This window comes from Adhaeribacter rhizoryzae (assembly GCF_008629685.1).
Classification (GTDB): domain Bacteria; phylum Bacteroidota; class Bacteroidia; order Cytophagales; family Hymenobacteraceae; genus Adhaeribacter; species Adhaeribacter rhizoryzae.
Window position 1 is genome coordinate 44,685 of record NZ_VWSF01000023.1, and the last position, 24,357, is coordinate 69,041.

Annotated in this window: 18 protein-coding genes; 8 read left to right on the plus strand and 10 right to left on the minus strand. The window is 41.1% G+C overall.

The window, feature by feature from the left end; translation table 11 throughout:
- The first annotated feature begins 4 nt into the window (after positions 1-4).
- The 3 genes from F0145_RS21360 (at position 5) to F0145_RS21370 (ending at position 1,885) form a co-directional block, all read left to right on the plus strand.
- On the plus strand, positions 5-397 hold the full coding sequence (locus tag F0145_RS21360) for a VOC family protein (protein WP_150091797.1): 393 nt from the start codon (positions 5-7) through the stop codon (positions 395-397).
- A 67-nt stretch (positions 398-464) separates the two neighbouring features.
- Positions 465-842 (plus strand): response regulator, encoded by a 378-nt coding sequence (locus F0145_RS21365; protein WP_150091799.1) that lies wholly within the window; start codon positions 465-467, stop codon positions 840-842.
- Entirely contained in the window at positions 839-1,885 is a 1,047-nt protein-coding gene (locus F0145_RS21370) for an adenylate/guanylate cyclase domain-containing protein (protein WP_223816192.1), read from the plus strand. The genes F0145_RS21365 and F0145_RS21370 overlap by 4 nt, the downstream gene beginning before the upstream one ends.
- 19 nt (positions 1,886-1,904) lie before the next feature.
- On the opposite strand, the gene F0145_RS21375 is transcribed toward F0145_RS21370, so the two are convergent.
- Positions 1,905-3,356, minus strand: coding sequence for a glycoside hydrolase family 28 protein (locus F0145_RS21375; RefSeq protein ID WP_150091803.1), 1,452 nt, complete (start codon positions 3,354-3,356; stop codon positions 1,905-1,907).
- Between the two features lie 25 nt (positions 3,357-3,381).
- On the minus strand, positions 3,382-3,798 hold the full coding sequence (locus tag F0145_RS21380; RefSeq protein WP_150091805.1) for a VOC family protein: 417 nt from the start codon (positions 3,796-3,798) through the stop codon (positions 3,382-3,384).
- Positions 3,799-3,961: 163 nt separating this feature from the next.
- On the opposite strand from F0145_RS21380, the gene F0145_RS21385 reads away from it, so the two are divergent.
- The gene (locus F0145_RS21385; RefSeq protein ID WP_150091807.1) at positions 3,962-4,825 is read left to right on the plus strand and encodes an NAD(P)-dependent oxidoreductase; all 864 of its coding nucleotides are present in this window, start codon (positions 3,962-3,964) and stop codon (positions 4,823-4,825) included.
- Positions 4,826-5,146: 321 nt separating this feature from the next.
- Here F0145_RS21385 and F0145_RS21390 read toward each other — a convergent pair whose 3' ends face one another.
- Positions 5,147-5,329, minus strand: coding sequence for a hypothetical protein (locus F0145_RS21390; RefSeq protein ID WP_150091809.1), 183 nt, complete (start codon positions 5,327-5,329; stop codon positions 5,147-5,149).
- 1,211 nt (positions 5,330-6,540) lie between these two features.
- On the opposite strand from F0145_RS21390, the gene F0145_RS21395 reads away from it, so the two are divergent.
- Positions 6,541-7,740 (plus strand): anhydro-N-acetylmuramic acid kinase, encoded by a 1,200-nt coding sequence (locus tag F0145_RS21395; RefSeq protein ID WP_150091811.1) that lies wholly within the window; start codon positions 6,541-6,543, stop codon positions 7,738-7,740.
- 279 nt (positions 7,741-8,019) lie between these two features.
- On the opposite strand, the gene F0145_RS21400 is transcribed toward F0145_RS21395, so the two are convergent.
- Positions 8,020-8,337 carry a hypothetical protein gene (locus F0145_RS21400; protein ID WP_150091813.1) on the minus strand — a complete coding sequence of 106 codons (318 nt, stop codon included), beginning with the start codon at positions 8,335-8,337 and terminating at the stop codon, positions 8,020-8,022.
- A gap of 389 nt (positions 8,338-8,726) precedes the next feature.
- A complete protein-coding gene (locus F0145_RS21405) occupies positions 8,727-8,987 on the minus strand; it encodes a hypothetical protein (protein WP_150091815.1) in 261 nt (86 codons plus the stop codon).
- A 902-nt stretch (positions 8,988-9,889) separates the two neighbouring features.
- On the opposite strand from F0145_RS21405, the gene F0145_RS21410 reads away from it, so the two are divergent.
- Together F0145_RS21410 and F0145_RS21415 are read left to right on the plus strand one after the other, a co-directional pair.
- Positions 9,890-12,511 (plus strand): MGH1-like glycoside hydrolase domain-containing protein, encoded by a 2,622-nt coding sequence (locus F0145_RS21410; protein WP_150091906.1) that lies wholly within the window; start codon positions 9,890-9,892, stop codon positions 12,509-12,511.
- A 369-nt stretch (positions 12,512-12,880) separates the two neighbouring features.
- Positions 12,881-13,129 carry a hypothetical protein gene (locus F0145_RS21415; protein WP_150091817.1) on the plus strand — a complete coding sequence of 83 codons (249 nt, stop codon included), beginning with the start codon at positions 12,881-12,883 and terminating at the stop codon, positions 13,127-13,129.
- 283 nt (positions 13,130-13,412) lie between these two features.
- On the opposite strand, the gene F0145_RS21420 is transcribed toward F0145_RS21415, so the two are convergent.
- Complete coding sequence (locus F0145_RS21420; protein ID WP_150091819.1) at positions 13,413-15,839, minus strand: ABC transporter permease; 2,427 nt, start codon at positions 15,837-15,839, stop codon at positions 13,413-13,415.
- 641 nt (positions 15,840-16,480) lie between these two features.
- Between F0145_RS21420 and F0145_RS21425 the strand changes: the two genes are divergently transcribed.
- On the plus strand, positions 16,481-17,998 hold the full coding sequence (locus F0145_RS21425) for a malate:quinone oxidoreductase (protein ID WP_150091821.1): 1,518 nt from the start codon (positions 16,481-16,483) through the stop codon (positions 17,996-17,998).
- Between the two features lie 599 nt (positions 17,999-18,597).
- Here F0145_RS21425 and F0145_RS21430 read toward each other — a convergent pair.
- The 4 genes from F0145_RS21430 to F0145_RS21445 form a co-directional block, all read right to left on the minus strand.
- On the minus strand, positions 18,598-18,921 hold the full coding sequence (locus F0145_RS21430; RefSeq protein WP_150091823.1) for a hypothetical protein: 324 nt from the start codon (positions 18,919-18,921) through the stop codon (positions 18,598-18,600).
- A 189-nt stretch (positions 18,922-19,110) separates the two neighbouring features.
- Positions 19,111-20,139, minus strand: a complete 1,029-nt coding sequence (locus tag F0145_RS21435; RefSeq protein WP_150091825.1) for a hypothetical protein — start codon at positions 20,137-20,139, stop codon at positions 19,111-19,113.
- Between the two features lie 74 nt (positions 20,140-20,213).
- The gene (locus tag F0145_RS21440; RefSeq protein WP_150091827.1) at positions 20,214-22,559 is read right to left on the minus strand and encodes a GMC family oxidoreductase N-terminal domain-containing protein; all 2,346 of its coding nucleotides are present in this window, start codon (positions 22,557-22,559) and stop codon (positions 20,214-20,216) included.
- Positions 22,510-24,336, minus strand: a complete 1,827-nt coding sequence (locus F0145_RS21445; protein ID WP_190277613.1) for a metallophosphoesterase — start codon at positions 24,334-24,336, stop codon at positions 22,510-22,512. The genes F0145_RS21440 and F0145_RS21445 overlap by 50 nt, the downstream gene beginning before the upstream one ends.
- Positions 24,337-24,357 lie beyond the last annotated feature (21 nt).

Consider the following 24,357-nt stretch of genomic DNA (forward strand, 5'->3'; position numbering starts at 1 on the left):
AGCTATGGCAATTACTCCCAACACCCCCGGCATTCATCATATTGCGCTGCGTTGCCGCGATATAGCCGTTACAAAAGAATTTTACCAAAATATTATTGGCCTCCAACTGGCTTTAGATACCCCCGACCTGATTGGTTTTGTAGCAGGTTCGGTATTCGTGGTATTTAAAAAAGCAGAGCCGGTACATCCGGAAGATAAAACATTTACGCCTTTTAATATTGGCCTCGACCACATTGCCCTGGCTTGCGAGAACGAAGATGAGCTAAAACGATTTGCTCAGGGTTTGGCCGATGCAGGCGTTGAGAATACCGGCGTAAAGCTGGATGAAACACTGCAAAAATTATATGTAGCTTTTAAAGATCCGGACAGAATTCAGTGGGAGTTTTACATGGTCTAAGCTTAATATTTATGATTAACCCACCAGCATTAAAATGAGTTTAATTTAAAACAAAGGCTGTATTTATATGAAAATATTGGTAGTAGACGATGAGCCCGATGTACAGCCTTTGTTTCTGCAAAAATTTCGGAAAGAAATTAGGAGCGGCGAATTAGACTTTTCCTTTGCCCTCTCCGGCGAAGAAGCCGAATTGTATTTGCAGGACCATGATTCAGAAGTAGTGCTAATATTATCGGATATAAATATGCCCGGCATGAGCGGGTTAGATCTGCTGCGGCACATCAGGCAAAAACATACCAGCGCACCGCCCGCTATTATGATGATAACAGCCTACAGCGACCAGGATAATTTCCGGCAAGCCATGGAATTGGGCGCAGACGATTTTTTGACCAAACCCCTGGATTTTAATATATTAAAAGATAAACTTCGTAATGTAACTTGCTGATGGCAAAAATATTGGTGGTTGATGATGAAGCAGATTTGGAAATGCTCATTAAACAAAAATTCAGGAAGAAGATTAGGGAAAATGCTTACGAGTTTCTGTTTGCCCGCAATGGTGTAGATGCCATGGTTAAGGTAAAAGAAAACCCCGATTTGGATATAGTGCTGAGCGACATTAATATGCCCGAAATGGATGGCTTAACTTTATTAACCAAAATTCCGGAAGAAAACCCTATTCTCAAATCGGTCATTGTATCGGCTTACGGCGACATGGAAAATATCCGGACGGCCATGAACCGCGGCGCCTTCGATTTTGTGTGCAAACCGGTAAATTTTGAAGATTTAGAATTGACTATGGAAAAAACGGTGCAACATGTAAACCAATTGCGCCAAACCATAAAAGCCATTAAAGAAAATAATATTTTAAAGATGTACGTAGACGAGAATGTGCTGAATTTTATGACCCATCAGGAATTTGAAAACAGCCTCCTCGCTAACGAAACCATAGAGGCTACGGTGTTATATATTGATATATGCGGTTTTACCGGTATCACCGAAAAAGTACCAGCCAATACGGTAATTACCATTTTAAATAAATTTTTCGACCTGATGGTAAAAGAAATTATTGCGCAAAATGGCTACATAGATAAATTTATGGGCGATGCCGTAATGGCTGTTTTCCGGGGTAAATATCACCTGGACCAAGCCATAGATGCGGCGCTGGCGGTCAGATCTTATTTTGATGCGGCCGAAGAAATTAAATTTGAAGATTTTGTTTTTAAACCTTTTGTATCTATTGGCTTAAACGCCGGCGAAATGGTATCGGGTAATATTGGTTCAGTTTCGCTCCGCCGCCTCGATTATACTGTTATCGGCGATGCCGTAAATGTGGCGCAGCGCTTACAATCTATTGCTAAACCCGGCCAGATTGTAACCACCAAACACATTTATCAAAAAGCTAAAGAATCTTTTAGTTTCCGGGAAATAGGAGAGGTGAGCCTTAAAAATAAAGCCCAACCACTCACTATTTATGAAGTATTAGCGTAAGTTAATTTTTGAAATAGAATTATTGTTTAACTGCTGCGGATACGGTTGTTGGTTTTCCGTTTATGGTTACCTTTTCAAAAAAAATATCTTTTACATTAGAGAATTTATAAGGCTTTTGCACGTTTTTAATTTCTACATTCTCTAATTTTATATTTTGGACCGGCGATTCTTTGTAGCCTTCCAGCAATACACCCACTTTGCCGCCGTTTTCTACTACCATATTTTTTACTTCTATATTCCGGATGGTGGGTACAAAAGCGCCCGAATCTTCGTAAAACATGGTGGCAATAATTACCTGTTCTTTAACCTGGCCTACCTTAATATTGCGCATATAAATATTTTCGACAATGCCGCCGCGGGCTGAACTGGTTTTAATGCGTAGCGCTCTATCCAACAAAGGGCTATTCATGGTGCAGCCTTCCGCAAAAATATTGCGGGCACCGCCAGATATTTCGCTCCCAATTACCACGCCGCCGTGGCCGTTAGCCATCGAGCACCCCTGAATAATAATATTCTCACTCGGTACATTTATGCGGCGGCCATCGGCATTGCGCCCCGATTTAATGGCAATGCAATCGTCGCCGGTGTTAAAGAAGCAATCTTTTATGAGTACATTTTTGCACGATTCGGGGTCGCAGCCGTCGGAGTTAGGGCCCTGACTTTCTACGGTTACTTTTTCAATGGTTACATTGGTGCAGAGTACCGGGTTTAAAATCCACATCGGCGAGTTTATAAAGGTTACGCCTTGTATCAGTACATTCTGGCAGCGGTAAGGCTGTACAAACTGCGGCCGCAGGTAAAAACCTGGTCCAAACCTCCGATCACGTACCGGCACATTTTCTTCGGCCATCCGGAATAAAGCAGCGCGTTTGTCTGGGTCGGTTTGGTTGGGAGTGCCTGGTTTATAGCCGTAGTGTTGCTGGCCTTTCCAGGGCCACCAGTTGGTTTCGTTAGCGCCGCCATCTAAGGTGCCTTCGCCGGTAATGGCAATATTTTTTTGTTCGAAAGCGTAAATCAACGGCGAGTAATTCATGAGTTCCACGCCTTCCCAGCGGGTATAAACCAATGGTAAATAATCGTCGGGCTTCGTTGAAAAAGAAATGCGGGCCTCTTTTACCACGTGCAGGTTTACATTACTTAACAAATGAATGGGGCCTGTATAATAATTTCCGGCCGGCACCAGCACCCGGCCACCGCCCGCTTGGTTACAAGCCGCAATCGCTTTCCGGAAGGCTTCGGTACAATTGGTTTTGCCATCGCCCACTGCGCCATAGCTAGTAATTACAAAATCTTTCTCTGGAAATTCCGGCGCCTTAATTTCTTTTAAAATAGCGGCTGCTTGCTCCCAGGGATCATTGTTTTGCCCGGAAGCTACCGGTTCTTTTGTGCTTTTACCCGGCTGGCAAGCGCAGACAACTATTAAGAGCAGAAGCAATGCGCCACTCCAAACCTTATTTTCAGGTAATTTCATTTAAAATAATATTAAGCTAATAACATTAGTGTAAAGCATTTAAATTATTCTCGACCGCCGTTAGCATGGGTTTGCCTCTTTTGCATAACTGAATTGCCAAACCCCAGGGGTCGCGCAGCATCACTAAATGCGAACCATCTTCCAGTCGCTGGTCCGATACCAGGGTTGCGCCAGCCGCCACCAACCGTTCTTTGTCTTCGTCGGGGGCCGGCGATACAAAAGCCAAGTGCACCAACAACGGGTTCATGGTTCGGTAGGGTGGTACTTCGTCGGCCGGATTTAAATAAATTTCAACCATAATCCGGCCACTATCGTCGGCCATAAAAGTGGCAAAAGGCGCTACTGTGGCTTGCCTTACTATCTGCAAACCCAGGTTGGTAACATACCAGTCCGCCATGGCAAGCGGGTTTTCTACGTTCAGGGCAAAATGTTCTAGCTTCATAGGTGCGCTAAATATAGTCCGAAATGGTGAATTAACAGTTAAAGAACTAAATATTAATACTATCCGGCAAAAGATGAAAAAATTAGTTAGAGTAGTTTGAGTTATTTAGAAAAACTCCGTTAGAAAAGGTGCGTACGATAATTTTATTATTAATAATAGCTGCATGAAAATTGGATTTATTGGTTTGGGTATAATGGGCAGCCGCATGGCCGCTAACTTAATTAAAGCTGGTCATGACCTGGTAGTTTATAACAGAACAGCCAGCAAAGCCGAACCGCTGGTAGCAATTGGCGCGAAACAAGTTGCTTCGCCCGAAGAAGTAGCCCGGGAATGCCGCTTAATATTTACCATGCTGTCCACCCCCGAGTCGGTAGAAGAAGCTGCTGTTGGCGCGCAGGGATTTCTCAGGGCCTTACCCGGTAATTCGCTTTGGGTAGATTGCAGCACCGTTAATCCTTCTTTTACGCTTAAAATGGCGGCGGTCGCACATAAAATGGGGCATCGGTTTATAGATGCGCCAGTTGCCGGATCGTTGGTGCCCGCCGAAAAAGGGGAGTTATTGTTTTTAGTAGGAGGCGATGCTGCGGATATAAACCAGGTACAGGAATTATTTAATATTATGGGGCGGGCTATCGTGCATGTAGGGCCGGTTGGACAAGGTACCAGCATGAAAATGGTAAACAACATGCTACTGGCGCAGGCAATGGTTGCCTTTGCCGAAGCGCTGCATTTAGGCACTGCTTTAGGAATATCGGAAGAAATGCTTTGCCAGACTTTGCTAAATGGGCCAACAGCCGCGCCTTTTTTAAAACTTAAACAAGCTAAACTGCTAAACCGCGACTTTAGCCCAGAATTTCCACTGGAGTGGATGCATAAAGATTTGCATTTGGCGGGCTTAACGGCTTATGAGCAGGGCGTGCCTTTACCTGCTTTACACATGGCGAAAGAAATATATGCTTTAGCCAAGCAAAAAGGATTAGGACCAGAAGATTTTTCCGCTGTTTACCGGTTAATAGAAAAAGAATAATTAAAACTAAATTGGGTTTGTACTTAAATGGAGCGGTGAGTCTTTTGCTGATTAGACAAATTACAAAATTAGAGTAAGCTCCGGCGCATACTTGAACCCATGGGTAATAATATTTGTAAATGAAACAAGTGTATTTTTTATGTTAAATAACATTTTTAGAATCAGAGCTCTATAATATTTAGCTTGTAATATTATAATGTAAAAGGAGGGAGTCTGGTATAACTAAGATGTTCTTGCTACTAATGCATGCAACTAATTTAAGCCATGTCAAAGTTTTAAGAAGTAACTTCTTCTTACAGTTTATCTCAATGGTTTAATACCTTATGCTTTTCGGTTCGGCTTATTTTTAGACTGTTGCATTTCTTTCTCAAACCTGATAAAAGCTTCCATTAATTCTTTTAATTCCAATGCTTCTGGTGTATGCGGTTGCGCATTTGCTAATTGCTCCAAACGTTTTGCGGCCTGTTGATATTCAATTTGGCTGCCTAATATCCTAAAATACATTTCTTACTAACTTCTCCCAAACTAACGGTTTTACGAAAATGCTGAATAATTAAAATACTTAAACACCTAAGGATAAATGCTGATTTTTTACTTTAATAATAAGAAGTCAGCACAATTGCAGCAGCAACACTGTTACTAAGCAAAGCTGTTAAAGCTGAAATAATAACAGGTAGATTTTATACAATAAGTATTCCTAAAATCGCCCTTATTTTTAAACAGGTAAGTGCTATTTTCTCAAAATAGGTAAACGCAACAATTAGACCATTAATATTCTTATAAGCCACCAGGCCGAAATGAAAATTGTTTCTGTTCAAAGGTGATTAGTAAAGATTGAGTTATAAAGCTTTTGCAGCTTTATTAAAAAGGCTACCAGTACCATTAGAAATATTCATCCCTTCTCGGCAATATTTATGCAGTAAATTAATAGGAGCATATATTAGCTACTGGTTGTAAATAGCACTTAAATTTTAAATAGTTTAAGATTAACCTTAAAGCATTTAAAAAAAGCTTTAAAGAGCAAATTAAAGCCTATAAAGTTATAGCGCTAATATCAACTTTAATGCCTTATTAGCTGATTATGTGGATAAAACGAGTTATTAACATAATCAACTTAAAGTAAAGAAACTCTAGAAAAAGCCGATGATTTAATTAACCAATCTTAAATATTATTCATATCTTATAAATAATTAATTATTCTTATAAACATAATAAGTATATAAAATGAGAAATAGTTATCTTATGTTTATTGAGTAAAGCTATTTAGTTTTTATTCTTACAAAGCAGTAAGATTATGCAATAAGAATAGCCAATGTTTAATAAACTAAGCTTTTTATTTAAGGTACAGCTTAGTCTTCTTCTATTGACTAGTATAGTTGTGTTTTTGTGATGCGCGTTAGATTGAATAATCAGTACTTAAATTAAGAAGCTGTTTAACATTTAGATAATTGGAGAAAACCGCTGCCCTTGCTGTGTGTTTTCACCAGCAAGTAGTCTGTCGGAAGCTTTAAAATTGGCGGTAATAACACAGTCAATCGCAGCTTATTCTGTTTGAAACCGAAATACCAAACAGCTTCTAATTTAATTTTTTTGATGATTTCATTTATTAAAAAAGAAAGAAAAAACAGATAAGTTTTACTAGTTGCCTGTATTCTTCAGAAAATCTTAGCTTTGTTAAATAATAAAAAAGAACCAGTTTTTAGTTTGGAAATAATATGAGCAATAGCCTGGAGCATTTATACCAAATAAGTAAGAAGAATAAACGCGTAATTATTGGTTTAATGTCGGGGACTTCTTTAGATGGTTTGGATATTGCGCTGTGTGCAGTTGAAGGAAGTGGATTAAATACCCAATTAAAACTACTGCAGTTTAACACGGTTCCGTATACCGACGATCTGAAACATAAGATTAAGAATATTTTTTCTAAAAGACAGGTTGATTTGGAGCAGGTTTGTATTTTAAATGCGTACTTAGGCTCCTTTCACGCCGATTTAATTCTGAAAAGTCTTCTACAATGGAATATTCGGCCGGCAGAAGTAGACCTTATTGCTAGTCATGGGCAAACTATTTACCACGCGCCGGCAGCTTTACACGGCTTGCCGGGCTGGCCCAATGCTACGCTCCAAATTGGAGATGGTGATCACTTGGCCGTAAAAACCGGAATTATTACCGTAAGCGATTTTCGGCAAAAACATATTGCGGCGGGCGGTGAAGGAGCCCCATTGGCTGTATACGGCGATTATTTGCTGTTTTCGCAAAATGGTCAGGACCGCATTATGCTAAACATTGGCGGCATTGCCAACTATACTTATTTGCCGGGCGATTTAGATGCGAAACGCGTGTTTTCAACGGATGTTGGTCCCGGAAACACCATCATGGATGCGTACATGCAGCACCAGTTCCGCGATAAATATTATGATAAAGATGGTGAACTGGCCGCCAGCGGAACATATAACCAGGAGCTAGTAGCAGCTTTGCTTGATAATGAATTTTTCCGGCAGCCATTTCCTAAAACTACTGGCCCCGAATTATTTAATTTAGAATATCTTAAAACGGCCCAACAAACAGCAAATTGCCAAAACTTAAGTGCGGCTAATATAATGGCTTCATTAAACCGGTTTTCGGCAGTTGGTATTGCCACCGCTATCCGGGAAACCATTAAAGGGGGTACTGGGGCAATTTATATTAGCGGTGGTGGGATGCATAACCGCTTGTTGCAGCAAAATTTACAAGAGTTATTACCGCAATTTACCCTATCGCCGCTAACGGAATTAGGTGTAAATCCGGATGCGAAAGAAGCTGTTTTGTTTGCAGTGCTGGCCAACGAATGTATCGCTAACCAGAATTTAGATTTAGATTTTGGTAATCCTAAAATACCTACAATCCGGCTGGGTAAAATCAGTTTACCCGATTAAGGGCCTTTGATATTTAAGCAGCCTTTAAAAAAACTAGCAGCAAGGTAGATTTTGTATAGGCTTAAATTAAACCTATTTCAAAACTTTCAGAATAGATTACGTTATAACTTATTGGAGTTAAATATTGCCGAAAAGGTAACTTAGTTCCCCGCCTAAGTTTAGGAGAGATTAGGGGTGGTTGTTTTTCTTAGCTTAATTTCCGGCAAGTTCTGTCGCTGGCTATATTTACAAACAATCAGAATGAACAAGAAACAAGATTATGCAACCAACCGGTAATTTTCACCATAGATTCTCATTATTAGCAGAATCCGAAGCAAAACCATTTTCCGGAGAGTAAGGAGTGCCTTTACCTTCCAGGTGATTTTGAATATTCAGGTGCAGTTTTAGTTTATCTAATGCTAAAAACTCAGCCCACTGTTGCTGGTCGTCTAGGCTCATCCTGTCCACCAAATCTGGTAGTGCAATACTATTTTGCTGGGCAATAATCTCCATTAAAAATGGATCAGATTCCAGCAAATATTTTATTTTAATGCGAAAATAACCATTTAACTCATTGTACCGGGCAACATCCCACTTATCTAAATTATTAGGCTCCATATGCTGGTTTTATGCATTTGCTACCGAAAAGTTACTTTCGGGTGCATAATTATCTCAGAATATTGTACAAGAGCTGCAAAGCAAAATATTAAGATACCTAGTAACGCACAAGCAACAAGTGCTTAAAAATATTAAAATCTTTACTGCTTAGCGTTTAAACAATATTTATTCGTTCGGCGTTTATTAACGCCGAAATATACTGTTTGTGTTACCCGGAAAAATCCTAATTAGTGATGCGCAACAAAGTTTAGTTTAACCTGATTCAGTTAAGCAGCGTGCTTTTAATTATCAGCAAACCTGAATTCAGCCTATGTAAATTCATAAAATCAAGTTAAATAAATTTGTTAACAACAAGGGGCAAGGCTGTTCTATTAATAGAAAGTATTTATTTAATCATAATGTTCGGTTAAAAGCTCACTAATATTAATATGGCTTAAATAAGGCTCTAAACATTTGGTACTGGTAAATGCTCTTACCATTGAAACACTCTGTTCTTCGGGGTCTAACCATATTTCAGCAAAGAAGTCTTGCAGGTGATACAAACATACATTATGTCTTCTGCCAAACCGGATACCTAACTGGTTTCCCTCATTCCACACTAGCTGTAACCGCTCCTCAAGCGGTAAACGCTCAAATACTTGTAAATTCATGATGCAATATAAAAATACAATTTTGATTTCAAAAACTACTTTATTGATTTTGTGCAAAAAAATTTTTGACCTATTAACAATTAAAATTATAAATACCTGTAATAAAGCAACTTATATATAATTTTAAATTTATAAAATTTTGATAAAATACAAATAGTATATATTTAGCAAACCAGATAATGCAATGTTTATATAAAAAATATTATATATCTTAACTTTTTTTTCTAACGCAGTTAAACCTGATTTTACGCGCTTATATGCTTTGTAAGGTTTAATCTGCTTGCGCTACCAATATTTATTAAGTGCTTGGCTTTACTACTTAACTAAGCTTTTAGCCCTAATTCTTAATAAATATTTGGTTGCTTGTACAAGATTGTTTTTCCTGAAAAATCAGGTTATGCGTGTATTAGTCTTCGCGGTTCTTCTTTTTTACTTTACTCCAATTATCATCCAGTTCCCAAACGGCAATTGCAACTACTAGTAATGCTATTATTATATAATTCATTTCTAATATTTCTTTCATAACCTTACAACTTATGATTCAAAAGTAGATGCCCAAAATGAAGATTAGATGAAATTGCCGGTAGTTTTAAAATAAATTCTCTTTATTTAAAGGTTTTTTCTGGTACAGAAATTTGTATATGGTCTTTAAATATTAAAATTTCGGTTGCCAGAATTGCTTTTTAGAAGGGGCTTTAAAGATAATAACCAATAATTATCTTTAAAGAAAGTAAATATGGTAAGCCTTAAGTTGCTTCTTGATTTTGTGAATTTTTGTATGTTTTAAAAAATTATTAATATTAAATCGGGTTTATTTAAATTATTTAAAACAATTGGTTTATTTTTGAAAGATATTGTTTTCTAATTTAGGAGATATTTAGGTTTTTAGCATGCCAGAAAAGATGGGAATTAAAGAATACGAAAGGTTACAACAATCGCCTAATAATCGCAACTGGAAATTCTGGGGGCCTTACTTATCGGAGCGCCAGTGGGGCACAGTACGCGAAGATTATAGCCCGGATGGCAATGCCTGGAGTTTTATTACCCACGATATGGCCCGTAGTAATGCTTACCGTTGGGGCGAAGAAGGTATTGCCGGCTTTTGCGACGAAAAACAAATTCTTTGTTTGGCGCCGGCTTTCTGGAACGGGCAGGATAGTATGCTAAAAGAACGGCTTTTTGGTTTAACCAATGCGCAAGGCAACCACGGCGAAGATGTAAAAGAATTATATTACCACCTCGATTCTTCCCCCACCCATTCTTATTGTAAATACCTGTACAAATATCCGCAGGTGGCTTTCCCTTACGATGAGTTAGTAGAAAGAAACAAACGTACCCGTCTGGAGCTCGAGTATGAAATATTAGATACCGGCATTTTCGACGATAAAAAATACTTTGATATTTATATAGAGTATGCCAAGGCTGATATGAACGATATTCTGATGAAGATTACCGTTCATAACCGCGGACCGGAAGAAGCGGACATTCATGTTTTGCCGCACTTGTGGTTTAGGAATTATTGGAAGCACAATGCCAATTATACCCGGCCTAATATTACTTCGTATTCTGACAACTGCATAAAAACCACATCGCAGCGGATCGGCGTATTTTACCTGTACCACGAAAAAGGCGAACAGCTGTTTTGTAACAACGAAACCAATAACCAGCGCATTTATAATGGCCAGAATGAATTACCTTATGTAAAAGATGGCATTAATAATTATGTATTAGGTGGGCAATCAACCATCAATCCGGCTAAAGAAGGTACCAAGTCGGCTATTTGGTTTACCGAAAAAATAGCGGGTGGCAAATCCAAAGTTTTCCGGATACGGTTAAAACGCAACCGCATAGAAGACCCTTGGGGTGATTTTGATGAATTGTTCTTAAAACGGCAGGCCGAAACCATGAGCTATTATAAAGAGTTTGTTATTCCGGATAAACTCTCGGCGGTGCACAAAAAACTGGTACGAAGCTCTTTTGGCGGCTTGCTCTGGACCAAACAATTTTATTACCTGGATGTACACAAATGGCTGAACGGCAGTATGCAGGAAACAGCCCCGCATCGGCAGTACAAGCGTAACACCGAGTGGCAGCACCTGACTAACCGGAATGTTATTTCGATGCCGGATAAATGGGAATACCCCTGGTACGCGGCCTGGGATTTGGCTTTTCATACAACCACCTTTGCCCACGTAGATGCCAATTTTGCTAAACAGCAGTTGTTGCTGATGCTCCGGGAATATTATATGCACCCGAATGGCCAGATACCCGCCTACGAATGGAATTTCAGCGATGTAAATCCGCCGGTACATGCCTGGGGCGTTTGGGAAGTTTACACCACCGATAAGAAAAAGACCGGCGTTCCGGATTGGGACTTTTTAGAACGGGCTTTTCAGAAGTTGCTCATGAACTTTACCTGGTGGGTAAACCAAAAAGACGTGAACGGCATTGACTTGTTTGAAGGAGGCTTCCTGGGGCTGGATAATATTGGGGTATTCGACCGTAACCACATGCCGCCCGGCATTAAAAATTTGCAGCAAGCCGATGCTACCAGTTGGATGGCCATGTTCTCGTTAAATATGCTGCGTATGTCGTTGGAACTGGCTAAACGCAACCCGGCTTACGAAGAATCGGCTGCTAAATTTTTCCGGCATTTCCTTAGCATTGGCTGGGCTATGGATAATATTGGCGAAAAGAATATTTCGCTCTGGGACGATGAAGATAATTTCTACTACGATGCTGTACAGTTAGATAACGGTAAAAGTCAGCGACTTAAGATAAGATCTTTGGTGGGGCTTATTCCGTTACTGGCCGTTGAAATTATTAACAGCAGCACCTTCGACCAAATGCAGGAATTTAAGCGGCGGGCCGTTGGTATTATTCGCACCCGGCCTGATCTGGCCCAGTTAATTTCGCACATTGAAGCCAAAAACGAAGCCGGTAACCATTTATTCTCGGTTATGCGGGGCTTCCGGCTAGAACACGTTTTAAAACGATTATTAGATGAAGGAGAGTTTCTGTCGGATTATGGCATTCGCTCTTTATCTAAATATCACCAGGAAAACCCGTACGTATTTAACTACCAGGGTAACCAGCACAGTATTAATTATGAACCCGGCGAAAGTTCTACTTCTATGTTTGGCGGTAATTCTAACTGGCGCGGACCTATCTGGTTGCAAATGAATTATTTGATTATTCAGGCCCTCCGGAAATATTACCGCTATTACGGCGATGCTTACGTGTACGAATTCCCGACCGGTTCGGGCGTAAAGTTAAACCTGAAACAAATTGCCCGGGAACTCACCAAGAGAGTATTAAAAATATTCGAGAAAAACGAAGCTGGCCGGTACCAGTACCAAGGCGATCATCCGCTCTTATCTACCGACGAGCACTTTAAAGAACACCATTTATTTTATGAGTTTTTCAACGGCGATACCGGGTTAGGTTTAGGCGCTTCGCACCAAACCGGCTGGACAGCTTTAATAGCTAACCTGTTAATAGAACTAGAAGAAGAAGGCGTTTAACAGAAGGAATATTATGAAAATAGCAATACAGCACCTGAGGCTGCTTGCTGGCAATAATTAAGAGAAGGTTAGATCTTGGTAAAATGAATAAAAAGAAATTGGTTTAATTAAAACAATATTTATATTTTAATATTTATATTTGCCTATTATTAAGCTGTTTAGAAAACAAAGCTTAAAATATATTATAAATATTAAAAAAACAATAGTAGAAGATAAGCCAAATTAAAGTTTTATGTTGTAGATTTGGCATCTCATCAGGTCTTACGAAAACAAAGAGTCAATTATCCTGTTTTTGAATAAAATATAGCCTGCTAAATAGAATTTATATAAGAACTAAACCTACCACCATTTATTCCATATTTCACCTTTATGTTGTTTTTGCAAAATATTAAGTTAGTAATTGTTTGTATTTGCATTTCTACCGCTTTAGGACATACTGTTAACCAAGCCTTAGGCATTTTTTGGAGCCTGGGTTATTTTGCCGGGTTTTTGCTGGCTAACGTTTACCACACCGATAGAGATTCTTTATCTATGCCAATGTCGTTTGCTATTACCCCTTATACGTGTAGTGAGGTAGTCGTGAGCTTGCTCGACAAATTATTTCAGTTAGATAAATAATTTATTTCTTTACTTATTTTAATAAATGCTTCGGATTTATCCGGAACAGGCTAGGCTTGCCTGAATAGGTAAAGTGTGCTTTGGAATACTTCCACTAAAGCAATAATAGCGGCTACCAAGGTGGTAAATAAGCGTAATATTTTGTTGGCCAGTATTTTTCTATTTACAGTAATATACACTATTCAGTAGTAATAAGCCTATTCAGATAATTCCCCGGTAAATTATCTGAATAGTTTTTGAAATATTTTTTATCAAAAACTATTCAGATAATTTAATTTTCAGGCTATTCGCTCCGGAGGCTTTTCACCGGATTCATTAGCGCGGCCTTAATTGCCTGATAACTTACGGTTAAAATGGTAATGGCCAAAGCCCCTACGCAGGGTAGTATTATAAAAACAGGCGTAATCTCGGTGTGATATTCGTACTTTGCCAGCCAATTACGCATTACCAAATGACTGATAGGAATAGCAATTAAACAGGCAAGGAGCACCAAAGCGGCAAACTCTTTTATTTGCATATACCAAAGATTGGAAACACTTGCGCCCAGCACTTTTCGAATGCCAAATTCTTTGGTGCGTTGTTCTGCTACAAAAGAGGCCAAACCAAACAAACCCAAACACGAAATAAATATTGCAATTACAGAAAAGAGCCCGGCTAATGTACCAATGCGCTCTTCCTGGCTAAATTTTTGGGCATATTCTTCGTCTACAAACTTGTAATCGAAAAGAGCGGCGGGAACAATATTTTTAAATATTGCTTCTATTTTGGGCAAAGCCACGCTGGCACTTACCGCCGGATTTATTTTAATATGCAATACCTTTGAGGCATCTTCCGCATCAATAAAATATATGGTGGGCTGCACGGGCTGAAAAGGAGATTCCATCACCATGTTTTTAACTACCCCTATAATAGTCTTGGTCCACTTTTTTTCGCCGGTTTCGTCCACATCGGTGAGTTTTTGCCCTATTGGATCTGTAAAGCCCATATATTGTACCGCCGCCTGGTTGATGATGATGGCATCTGTGGAATCAGAAGCTAAGGCGCTGGAAAAATCGCGGCCAGCCACTACTTCCCAACTTACCGTTTTGCCGTACTCGGGCGTTATCTTACATCTGGCAAACGCTGCATCAAGGGTTGGGTCTTTGCCCAGCCATTCATATCCGCCGGTTATGTTCCATACGGCAGTAACGGGACTAGACGAACTGGCCACTTGCGCTACCACGCCGCTCCGCATTAATTCGGTTTGCAGTACCTTTTGTTTACCTTTAAAACTGGGATCGCTCATATCCAGGGTTAATAAATTTTGCTTGTCGTAGCCAATAGGCCGGTTGCGGGCGTGCTGAATTTGCCCATATACCACCAGCGTACCCGAAATTAATACCACTGAAACCGTAAACTGAACCACCACCATCACTTTGCGGGGCAGGGTAGCCGTACGCCCGGACTTTATTACGCCTTTTAAAACTTTTACCGGCTGAAAAGAAGATAAATATAAAGCGGGGTACAAGCCGGCCACACAACCGGTTAATAAAATAAACAGCAGGCTTATGCCCCAAAAAGCTAGATTACTAAACGGAAAGGCTATATTTTTATCGGCTAGCTGGTTAAAAGGCTGTTGTACGAACCAAAGCAGCAAAAGCGCAATCGCAAAAGCCATTACCACCACCAAATAAGATTCACTTAAGAATTGCCGGATTAATTGTTTTTTACCGGCGCCGATAGCTTTACGAACACCTACTTCCTTGGCGCGGGTAGAAGAACGGGCGGTACTTAAATTTATAAAATTGATACAAGCCAGCAGCAATACAAAAACTCCCACAATGCCAAAGAGCCAGACATAAGTAATTCGTCCGCCAGCGGGTTTTCCATTCTCAAATTCAGAATATAAGTGCCAACTGCTCATGGGAATTAACTGCACAAAAGGTTTATTCTTTTCCATTGTTTTAAAAAAGTCCTTCGGTACATGCTGGTAATAGAGGTTTTTGATGGCGGCATTAGCGGCGGCTAAATTGGTGGTGGGCTGTAGTTGTACATACACCTTAACGGTCCGGTTATCCCAGTCGGTGGCACTTTCTTTCATCCAATCTGCATAAGATACCAATAAAGGCCAGGGCAGGAAAAAACTGATTTCGCTAAATTGGCTGTTCTGGGGAATATCTGCATAAACCCCGGTTACGGTCACTTCCAATAAGTTATCAATTCTTAACCGTTTATGCATGGGATCTTCGTTGCCAAAAATAGTCTTGGCCGTTGATTGGGAAAGAACAACCGAATAGGGATCCCGCAAACTTTGGTAGTTGCCTTGCAGCATGTTGAGGGAAAGCATTTCCAGGGCGCTTTCTTGTATAAACTGTCCTTTTTGGCTAAACTTTTTATCTGCTGTTGCCACGGTATAATCTCCGGCCTCAAAGGCCATTGCAACAGACTTGAAATAATGCGGATAGTTTTCCTGGAGGGTTGTGCCTACCGGGTACTGCAAATCAAAGGAACCTTCAACTGCTGAGCTTTGCGGATTAATATTACCGCCCCAAACCTGGGCAATAGAATCGTAATTTTTATGGTAGGTATTAAAAGATAATTCATCCCAAATCCATAACCCAATAAGCATAGTTACCAGCATGCCCACCGATAAGCCACAAATATTAATAAAGGAATAAGCTTTGTTTCGGATGAGGTTGCGAAAAGCAGTGGTGAGATAATTACGAAGCATAGCAGTTTAGGTAATCTAGCGTGGAAGACTAATCTGCTAAAAGACTAACAAACGATTTGCCAATGAACAGAAAGGGCAAACAGCGCACGTTTAAGCTACTTTTTGCGAATAGGATATTAAAAGGTTGTATTAAAACCGGACAGTACAGTGTTCAATTTTGAGTCATTTTAAGATAAGTAGAATACCTGAACCTTGGTTTTGCCTGAAAAAATTAGCCGTTATAGCGCTTCTTTTTAGTTTCCTATTAAGCAATACACAAATAAACAGATATTGGCAGGTAACTGTATTTTCTCTGGTAACCGAATGCTCCGCTGCTAAATAATCCGTATTCCCGAAGCCATAAACCCACTCAAAACGACCATTAACTGAATATTTAAGGCGTTCATTAATATTTACCTGGCTGCTGCGTTTGGGGGAACAACTTTTTTAATAAATATTGAGGAAGGAGCTATAAAAAGTAACTTAAAACTCATCTTGTTACTTTAAAATCCGTTTTAAGAGAATTGTTTTGGAGTTCGGCTCTATTTAAGCCTGCTAAACCTAAAGCAGTAAAGTTCATTTAAAAGATTTAGCATAAAAGCGTTTAAAGAATGAACAATTTATAATTATTGATCTACTTTTGTAAATAATTTATTAGAAATATGGTTAAACACGATAATTCTTTTGAAGAATATCCGGATGTGGTTTTAATAGGAGCGGGTATCATGAGTGCTACGCTTGGTATGTTATTAAAAGAATTGCAGCCAGATATTACCATTGAAATTTTTGAGCGTTTGGATGTGGCTGCGGCCGAAAGTTCAGATGCCTGGAATAATGCCGGCACCGGCCACTCGGCTTTTTGTGAGTTAAATTACACACCCGAAAAAGCCGACGGTACCATTGATACTTCCAAAGCAGTTAAAATTGCCGAGTCGTTTGAAGAATCGCGGCAATTTTGGGCTTACCTCATTCAGCAAAATCTCATAAAATTACCCGAAACTTTTATCCGGAGTATTCCGCACATGAGTTTTGTATGGGGCGAGGATAATGTACGCTATTTAAAAAACCGGCACAAAGCGCTTACCCAATGCCACTTGTTTAAAGGCATGCAATATTCTGAAACCCCGGAACAACTGGAGCAATGGATACCCTTGGTAATGGAAGGCCGCAACCACTCGGAAAAAGTAGCGGCAACCCGCATGGAAATTGGCACCGATGTTAACTTTGGTGCGCTTACCCGTTGTATGTTTAATAACCTGCAGGAATCTAGCGGGGTACATTTACACTTTGGGCAAGAAGTACGTAAGCTTAGAAAGCGGGAAGATGGCTTGTGGCACCTGAAAATAAAAGAGCTGGCTACCGGCGAAAAGCGCAAAATAAAAGCCAAGTTTGTGTTTATAGGTGCCGGTGGTGGTTCTTTGCCTTTGTTGCTGAAATCCGATATTCCGGAAGGAAAAGGCTTTGGTGGTTTCCCGGTAAGTGGCCAGTGGCTGGTTTGTACCAATCCTGAAGTTATTGAGCGGCACCAGGCCAAAGTTTACGGCAAAGCCTCCGTAGGTTCGCCGCCTATGTCGGTTCCGCACTTAGACACCCGGATTATTAACGGCAAAAAAGCGCTGCTTTTTGGGCCTTACGCCGGCTTTTCTACTAAATTCTTAAAGAGCGGTTCTTTTATGGATTTACCTTTATCCATTAAAGCCAATAACCTGCGGCCCATGCTCATTGCAGGTATCAAAAATATTCCGCTTACACGTTACCTGATAAACGAAGTACGGCAATCGGCCACCGACCGGTTGGCCTCGTTGCGGGCGTTTGTACCCCAAGCCCGGATGGAAGATTGGAAACTGGAAGTGGCTGGCCAGCGGGTGCAGGTAATTAAAAAACACCCCACCGAAGGTGGCATTCTGGAATTTGGTACCGAAGTTGTAAGTGCGGCCGATGGTTCTATTGCAGCCTTATTAGGCGCTTCGCCGGGGGCATCCACGGCTGTTTCTATTATGATTAGCCTGCTGGAACGTTGCTTTAACGACCAGTTTAATTCTCCAGCCTGGCAAGCCAAATTAAAGCAAATGATTCCGTCTTATGGTAAATCGCTGGCCAAAGATCCGCAGTTATTAGAAGAAGTAAGAACCATGACGAGTGAGGTGCTGGGCCTTACCGAAGTAGAGAAAGTTAAATAAATTAAGCAGTAAAGTTGAATAAATAATAGCCCCGGAATAGCGATAATAAGTTTTATCTCTTTCCAGGGCTTTTTTATTGTCTTATTATGCCAATGCTCTTAACGGAATTCCATAAATAACCTGTTTCTGGTTAACTTTTGAAAGATTCCATCTTTCAATGCTTTGGTGCTAACTATCTTCAGAAGCCTAAGTTTGCTCCCGGCCGCAGGGCCCCGTTTGGTCATTCGGGCTGCTCATCTTTCCTTTCCTCGTACCTCGGAATGCTGCGCACCGGAAATCTGAAAGGCCCTCATCGCCCAAACTGCTGTAGTTTGCTCCGTAGCATCAGCTACTCCTTAAAATAAATCTTTGTTATGCGTAGAGTTAGCGTAGCGCTCTACGCATTTTTAGGAAAGCCAATCTTGGATTGGCGTATCAAATAATACATTAATAAAAACACTTATGCGCTTAATCGCAGCACCATCTTGGATAATGGAATGGCCTATTCCCCTCCTTGGAGGCAGTAGGGGTGGGTTTAGGCTTTTAATATTATTCCATGCTCCTTAATGCGCCATAATGAATTAATATTATATTGCTTTATGCTACAGGTTAGGTCAATATTATTGCCATAACGCCTGCGTATGCAATTCAAAAGCTACCAATTTACTCCAGGCTACCCGCACCGCTTTATGTTGACTGCGAACTGTTAAAATAAATATATCCGGGTCGCTAAAGTTTAAAAGAAAATCGCCGTGCCGGCCTTCAACAAAAAAAGTGCCTTCAAAAATAAACCTAATCGGCATGCCTTTAGCCGGTGTAAAAACTTCGCAATCTTTGCCGGAGGGCTGCAAAAATGGTTTTAAAAAGGGCAATAATTTACTTTTCCAGGTATCTCTATCCATGCTCAATTGGTATAAACCAGTACATCCTAATTTATTTGCCATTTGGATTATTTTAGGATTGTATCTGTAGCCTTCTTACGGGATTAAACAAGAAAAGGCAAGCCCAAAATAATTTTTTTACAGAGGCAGCATATTGAATAAAGCTTTACAGCAAGGGTTGATTGCAATATATAGGTTAGAGCTTGTTTAAGAACCTTCAGAATAAAATAAGAATAAGGCGCTTCTGCCGGATTAAACTTTCTCCGGTATATTGTCTGCGCGTTTAATCAGGCTATTCAGGTGCGCATCCAGGTTTACTTTGGCCGATTCGGCTTTTAAGCCCTGCAATATTTCCTGACCAGCTTCTTCGTGGCTTAGTTTATTTAAATATTGGGTAATCAGGTGCAGGGCCTGAAAGTCTTTTTCTTGCCACTGCGGTTGCTGGTATATTTTTTCTTCTTTCAATATTTGCTGCAAATGCGGTTCTAAGCCTTTTATCTGGGCTTCCGTCCGGATAGCACCCACCAACTTATCGTAAGCTGCCTGATCCGGAATCTTATCTATTTGGTGGGTAATTACTTTAAGGGTTGCTTTGTGTTTGCGGGCTTGCCGGAATAGTATAAATGCAATTATGCCAATAAGTAAGGCTACGCCGCCGGCCCCAAAAGCTAATCTTTTTATATCCTTTATTCTTGCCTGGGTTTGCGCGTTTATTTTGGCAATATTAGGATTAACTTGTTTTTGAATAAGGCCGGTAGCTATTTTTTGTACCAACGAATCTAGCAAAACGTGGGTATTATTACCCAACAATTCGTCCCGGAAAATAGCCGCACGCTGCAAGGAAATGTCGTTTAACAACTCGTCCCGGAGGGCCGCTACAAATAATTTTGTTTCCTCGCCGCGAACATTATCTAAAAAAGAAAGGCCCTTTGTATTTAAATCATTCGTTGTATTTTGAATTATTCTTTCGAGCCACCTTTGGGTGTAAGCGCTTAAGAGGCTATCTCTTACCCGAACGGTGGTAGCGAGTGCCTGTTGGTCTAGCTGGCGGCCCAAAGAATCTACCTGCGCCCGGATGCGGGTTTGCACGCTATCGTTTAACACGGTGGCCAGCACACTCCGGGCCACCGTGTTCGATAGAACTTTGGCCGTACTATCGAGGTAGGAATTGGGTAATTCTTTTTTTACGCCGGCCGTAAACCTTGCGCCAATTTTTTCTGCGCAACTGCTCCACAAGAAGAACACGAGCAATAAAAGCAAAAGCAGGTTACGGCTTTTCATGGTTTAGAGAAATATTGCCTACTTAAAAAATATGAATACTCCGGAAACAAGCTTTACCCTTTCCGGAGTATTAATTATAAATATTGCGCATAAAGGGCTTTGCTGAAAAACAGGCCGAAATCTTTAATGGCTTTGGCACTTTCCAAAGCATTACCCGCATGTAAGGCTTTTATGGTAGTAACTTGTTTCTGAAAATCTTTGGGCAATATTTTCAGTATGCCTTTGCCGGCTACCGGACCAGTATCATCAATCCCTTCGTAAATTGTTATAAACAGGGTAGAGGTATCGGACCAAACATCAAACCCTTTATCGTCGGCAACTTCTTTGTAACCGGTAAAAAAATAAGCGTGGCCGCCAACGGTATGCAGCTTCATTTGGTACTGCATTTTCAGTTTGTCCGGATCGTTTTCGTCTTTCACAAACAAATTAAATTTGCCTTCGCTAATGGTTAAAGGTTTGGGCGACAAGGCCGGAGCGGTAACGGTTCCTGCCATTCTGGCTTCGTGCTGGTCGGAGTTCAGCATTTGCTCTAAGTCTTCTGATACAATGGTTAGGGTAAAGGTAAACGGCGAAAGTTTGCTTTTGCCCAAGTCGTGGCCTTTTTGGAAGTCGGCTTTTTCTTCCGTAGAAAAAAAGCCGGTCATGGTTTCGGTAAATTGCAGCCCTACCGGTTTTACCTTTTTTTCCTGCGGTTTCACTGCCTGATAATCATAATTAAAAGTTAGACCATAATCCCGGGCAATAATTTCGCAGGAACGTTCGGCCAGCGCCGAAATGGTAAGCAGTGGGTTAACGCCCACCGAGCGCGGAATAATGGCCCCATCGGTTACGTACAAACCTTTATGCAGTTCGGTACCGGTTTCAGAGGCAAAAACCTGACCTACATGGTTTACCACACCTTTCTCCGCGTGCTCGCCCATTACGCAGCCGCCCAGTGGGTGAACGGTTACTAAATCAAAATTCATGGCTTTGCTCCACGATGGGTTGGTAACGTAGGTGCCGCCCAAAGCCTTGGTAGCTTCTTTTAATTTATCATTTACCACTTTAAATATGGGCTGCTTGCCTACGGCCGGCCAATCTACCCGAATGCGGTCGTGGGCTAAACTTAATTTGCCATTGCCATCGTCGTGCGACATAACCAAATAGGTAAGGGTGTTTTTTAAAGCGCCTTCGTAAGCCCCTAATATTTTGGTTTTCAGTTTCCGGAGTTTTTCCAGGGCAAAGTCTTTTAAGTTGGCATCGGTATCTTTGCCCATTAATTTAGCTATGGTTATAAAAGTGCCCGGTAAAATGCCCGATAAAGCCCCCGGAATAACACCTTCTTCTATTACGTAGCCTTCTTCCAGGTTTTCTTTGCCGCGCATATCTATAATACCACCAATGCAGGGACCTACCGCTTCAACTTTTTCGCCGGGTTTGTATTTGCCAAAGCCCACGCCATTTATTTCTAAGTCGTTGTTAAAGCCAAAGCCCAGTACATCGCCGTTGCCGGTAAACCGCTGACCCAGCATGTTCGATAGGTGCAAACGGTTTTGTTTAGATTTAAGCAATATTTCGGTGCTGCCCAAACTGCCGGCGCCCAGAATAACCATATTGGCCCGGACGAACAAAAGAGGAGCTTTAAACTTTTCGCGGCCGGCTTCCTGCAACCGGTAATATATTACCCATTGGTCGTTTATTTTTTCGAGGTGTTGTACCGCCACTTCGGTAAATATTTCGGCACCGTGGTTGCGGGCGTCAGGCAAATAATTCATCAGGGTCGTATTTTTTGCCCCGTAATTACAGCCCGTAACGCAGTCACCGCAGAGGTCGCATTTGTGCTGTTCTACCCCCACGTGGTTTATTTTATTTTCGAAGGTTACGTTAATGGGAGCAAAGGCAAAAGGCTCATTCAGGGCTTTGGCCGCTACTTTCATAGCTTCGGTTTTAGGCAGTTTGGGGTAGCCGTTTTTACCTTCCGGGTAATATTCTGGTTTGAGCATATCCTTTGCCCGCTGTACGCCCCGCTCAAAAGAAGCTAAATCTTCCCGGATTTCTTTGGGCCAGGCTTCATCTTCAAAAACACGTTTATCAGGCTCGATGCACACGTTGGCATTTACGAGCGAAGTGCCGCCCAAACCGCAGCCTACAAAAACGTTAATATCTTTATTTACATGAAATTCATACAAGGCCGTGGTAGAACCCAAGTGTTTATGCGGCATATTTACCTGCATTTCTTTGGCTGCTTCTACCTGGTCGTCGGGGTAATCGCCGGGTTGGTATTCTTTGCCTCTTTCGAGTAAACAAACTTTTAAACCGGCCCGCGACAGCCTGGAGGCGGCAATACTGCCTCCGTAACCCGAGCCAATTACCATCACATCGTAAAAAGGTTTAATAGCCGTTATGGGTAAGGACAGGTACGCTTTGGGGTGCTTCTTCATATTTTTTTGTTTTTATGGTGATAACCTCGTCTACTAATTTGGTTTTTACTTTTTGGTCGGGGTGATATATTTTGCCTTCTTTTTTCCAAACAGCGGTTCTTTCTACGCCAATGGGGTAAATGCTTAAGGCTTCGGCCGTAATGTGCAGCCGCAGAAAATTTTTATAGCCAGAATATTTAAAAGAAGAAAAAGCTTCGTTGTCGTGAATGCGAAATACCAGGTTACATATAAATAAATAAGTACCCATTACAATGCAGCCGGTTAGCCCGCCGGCTACAAACAAGGCAACGGTTAAAACTCCTATTTGGCGCCACAAACTTATTTCCATAGAAAAGGCCAGGCTGGAACAAAGCCTAATGAGTAAAAAACCGTTCAGAATATGAACACAGCCATGCACCAAACCCAACAACCATAAAAATGGCGTTCGGCTGGATTTGGTATCGGTGAATTTGGTAACGCCAAATATGGCCAGCCCAATAAAGAAAACCATAAACGGACTAAACAATATAATATTTAACACGTGGTTGGTGTAATTGAGAAATCCGTTTAAATCTAAAGGGTATTGGTTGATGATAGTTACAAACGCATGATCGTTCTCCTGCAAAAGCCAGGCAAACAGCAGGTAAAAAAAGCCCATGAAAGCTGCAAACTGTAAATTAAACCACGGAAAAATAAGCGTGCGCAAGGCCATGAGGCGCGATTGAGCTTTGGTGGGGAAAGTAGCCTGTAGTTTAAATTTACCTTCGCGCAGTTTTAATTCATCTTTTAAATTATGGGTAGGGTGCGAAAAGGCGCCACCACCCCCCGAGGTAATCTTGTGGTAAGTTTTGCCGTTTTCGGTTAAGGCATAATGCGCGTAATGGTGCAAATCGCCGGCTAAAGTAACAACCAGTTCAAAACCATTTTGCACAATGTAGCGCTGCTCAAAAAACTTGAGGTTGTCGTACGTTTTATCGTTGTTCCGCGAAGTAAAAATCCAACTGGGCTCGGCCGTACACAATATTACCTTATCGCCGGGCTGCATTTTTTTAGCAGCTATCTTGTCAAAATACTGGAGTTGCGGGTGATCAATGTCGGCTTCGAGTTGAATATCGATGCCCCACAACCACCAATTATGGGGGAGTTTAATGGCAAAATAACTGCGTTGTTGTTTGGTAAGCCAACTGCCGATGGTGCGTTCCTGGCAAAATATTTTAATAAAATTAGATAAGCCATCGTACCAATCGTGGTTACCCGGTATGGCAAAAACATGGTGTTCTTTTTCGAATAATTTATTCGCTGCTTTCTGTTGCTCGTACTGATGCCGGCAAGCTGAATCGAATGGTCCGCGAAAACGGTTTTTATAATCGTTGCGGTTAGCTACAGGGTAAACCTGGTCGCCGCCTAATATTAGAATATCGCCTTTAAACGTGGGGTAGCCGCCTACTTCCCGTTCCGGTTCCGAAAGCAAATTGGCCATGGTAAAAGTAGAATGGAAGCCATCGCCGGTATCCGACATATAATCAACCCAGGCTTCGTTCAGGTGGCTGTAATCGTAAGTATCGGGTTTAGCCAGACAAGCCTGGATTTCGCGTTTATCGGAATAAGAACCAAATACGGAGGAAATGACGGTTTTTACGGCAGTGCCCAATAGCTGCCGGGCATCGTACCAGCCCACCATTTTTTTTGGGGTATAATCAAACGGATCTTCCAGGACAGCCTTTTTAATTTTTTCGGCCGCTTTAGCCTGCTTTTCAGCGACTTTTACCTGTTTTTCGGCAGCTTTTACCTGAGCCATAGCACAACTACTTAATGGTTG

Bases quoted from the DNA above. Each gene is read 5' to 3' on its own strand.
- F0145_RS21360 (WP_150091797.1), top strand. From the start codon at position 5: ATGGCAATTACTCCCAACACCCCCGGCATTCATCATATTGCGCTGCGT.
- F0145_RS21400 (WP_150091813.1), bottom strand. From the start codon at position 8,337: ATGGAGCCTAATAATTTAGATAAGTGGGATGTTGCCCGGTACAATGAG.
- F0145_RS21415 (WP_150091817.1), top strand. From the start codon at position 12,881: ATGTTGTTTTTGCAAAATATTAAGTTAGTAATTGTTTGTATTTGCATT.
- F0145_RS21395 (WP_150091811.1), top strand. From the start codon at position 6,541: ATGAGCAATAGCCTGGAGCATTTATACCAAATAAGTAAGAAGAATAAA.
- F0145_RS21380 (WP_150091805.1), bottom strand. From the start codon at position 3,798: ATGAAGCTAGAACATTTTGCCCTGAACGTAGAAAACCCGCTTGCCATG.
- F0145_RS21425 (WP_150091821.1), top strand. From the start codon at position 16,481: ATGGTTAAACACGATAATTCTTTTGAAGAATATCCGGATGTGGTTTTA.
- F0145_RS21365 (WP_150091799.1), top strand. From the start codon at position 465: ATGAAAATATTGGTAGTAGACGATGAGCCCGATGTACAGCCTTTGTTT.
- F0145_RS21445 (WP_190277613.1), bottom strand. From the start codon at position 24,336: ATGGCTCAGGTAAAAGCTGCCGAAAAACAGGTAAAAGTCGCTGAAAAG.
- F0145_RS21430 (WP_150091823.1), bottom strand. From the start codon at position 18,921: ATGGCAAATAAATTAGGATGTACTGGTTTATACCAATTGAGCATGGAT.
- F0145_RS21410 (WP_150091906.1), top strand. From the start codon at position 9,890: ATGGGAATTAAAGAATACGAAAGGTTACAACAATCGCCTAATAATCGC.
- F0145_RS21435 (WP_150091825.1), bottom strand. From the start codon at position 20,139: ATGAAAAGCCGTAACCTGCTTTTGCTTTTATTGCTCGTGTTCTTCTTG.
- F0145_RS21405 (WP_150091815.1), bottom strand. From the start codon at position 8,987: ATGAATTTACAAGTATTTGAGCGTTTACCGCTTGAGGAGCGGTTACAG.
- F0145_RS21385 (WP_150091807.1), top strand. From the start codon at position 3,962: ATGAAAATTGGATTTATTGGTTTGGGTATAATGGGCAGCCGCATGGCC.
- F0145_RS21420 (WP_150091819.1), bottom strand. From the start codon at position 15,839: ATGCTTCGTAATTATCTCACCACTGCTTTTCGCAACCTCATCCGAAAC.
- F0145_RS21390 (WP_150091809.1), bottom strand. From the start codon at position 5,329: ATGTATTTTAGGATATTAGGCAGCCAAATTGAATATCAACAGGCCGCA.
- F0145_RS21440 (WP_150091827.1), bottom strand. From the start codon at position 22,559: ATGAAGAAGCACCCCAAAGCGTACCTGTCCTTACCCATAACGGCTATT.
- F0145_RS21375 (WP_150091803.1), bottom strand. From the start codon at position 3,356: ATGAAATTACCTGAAAATAAGGTTTGGAGTGGCGCATTGCTTCTGCTC.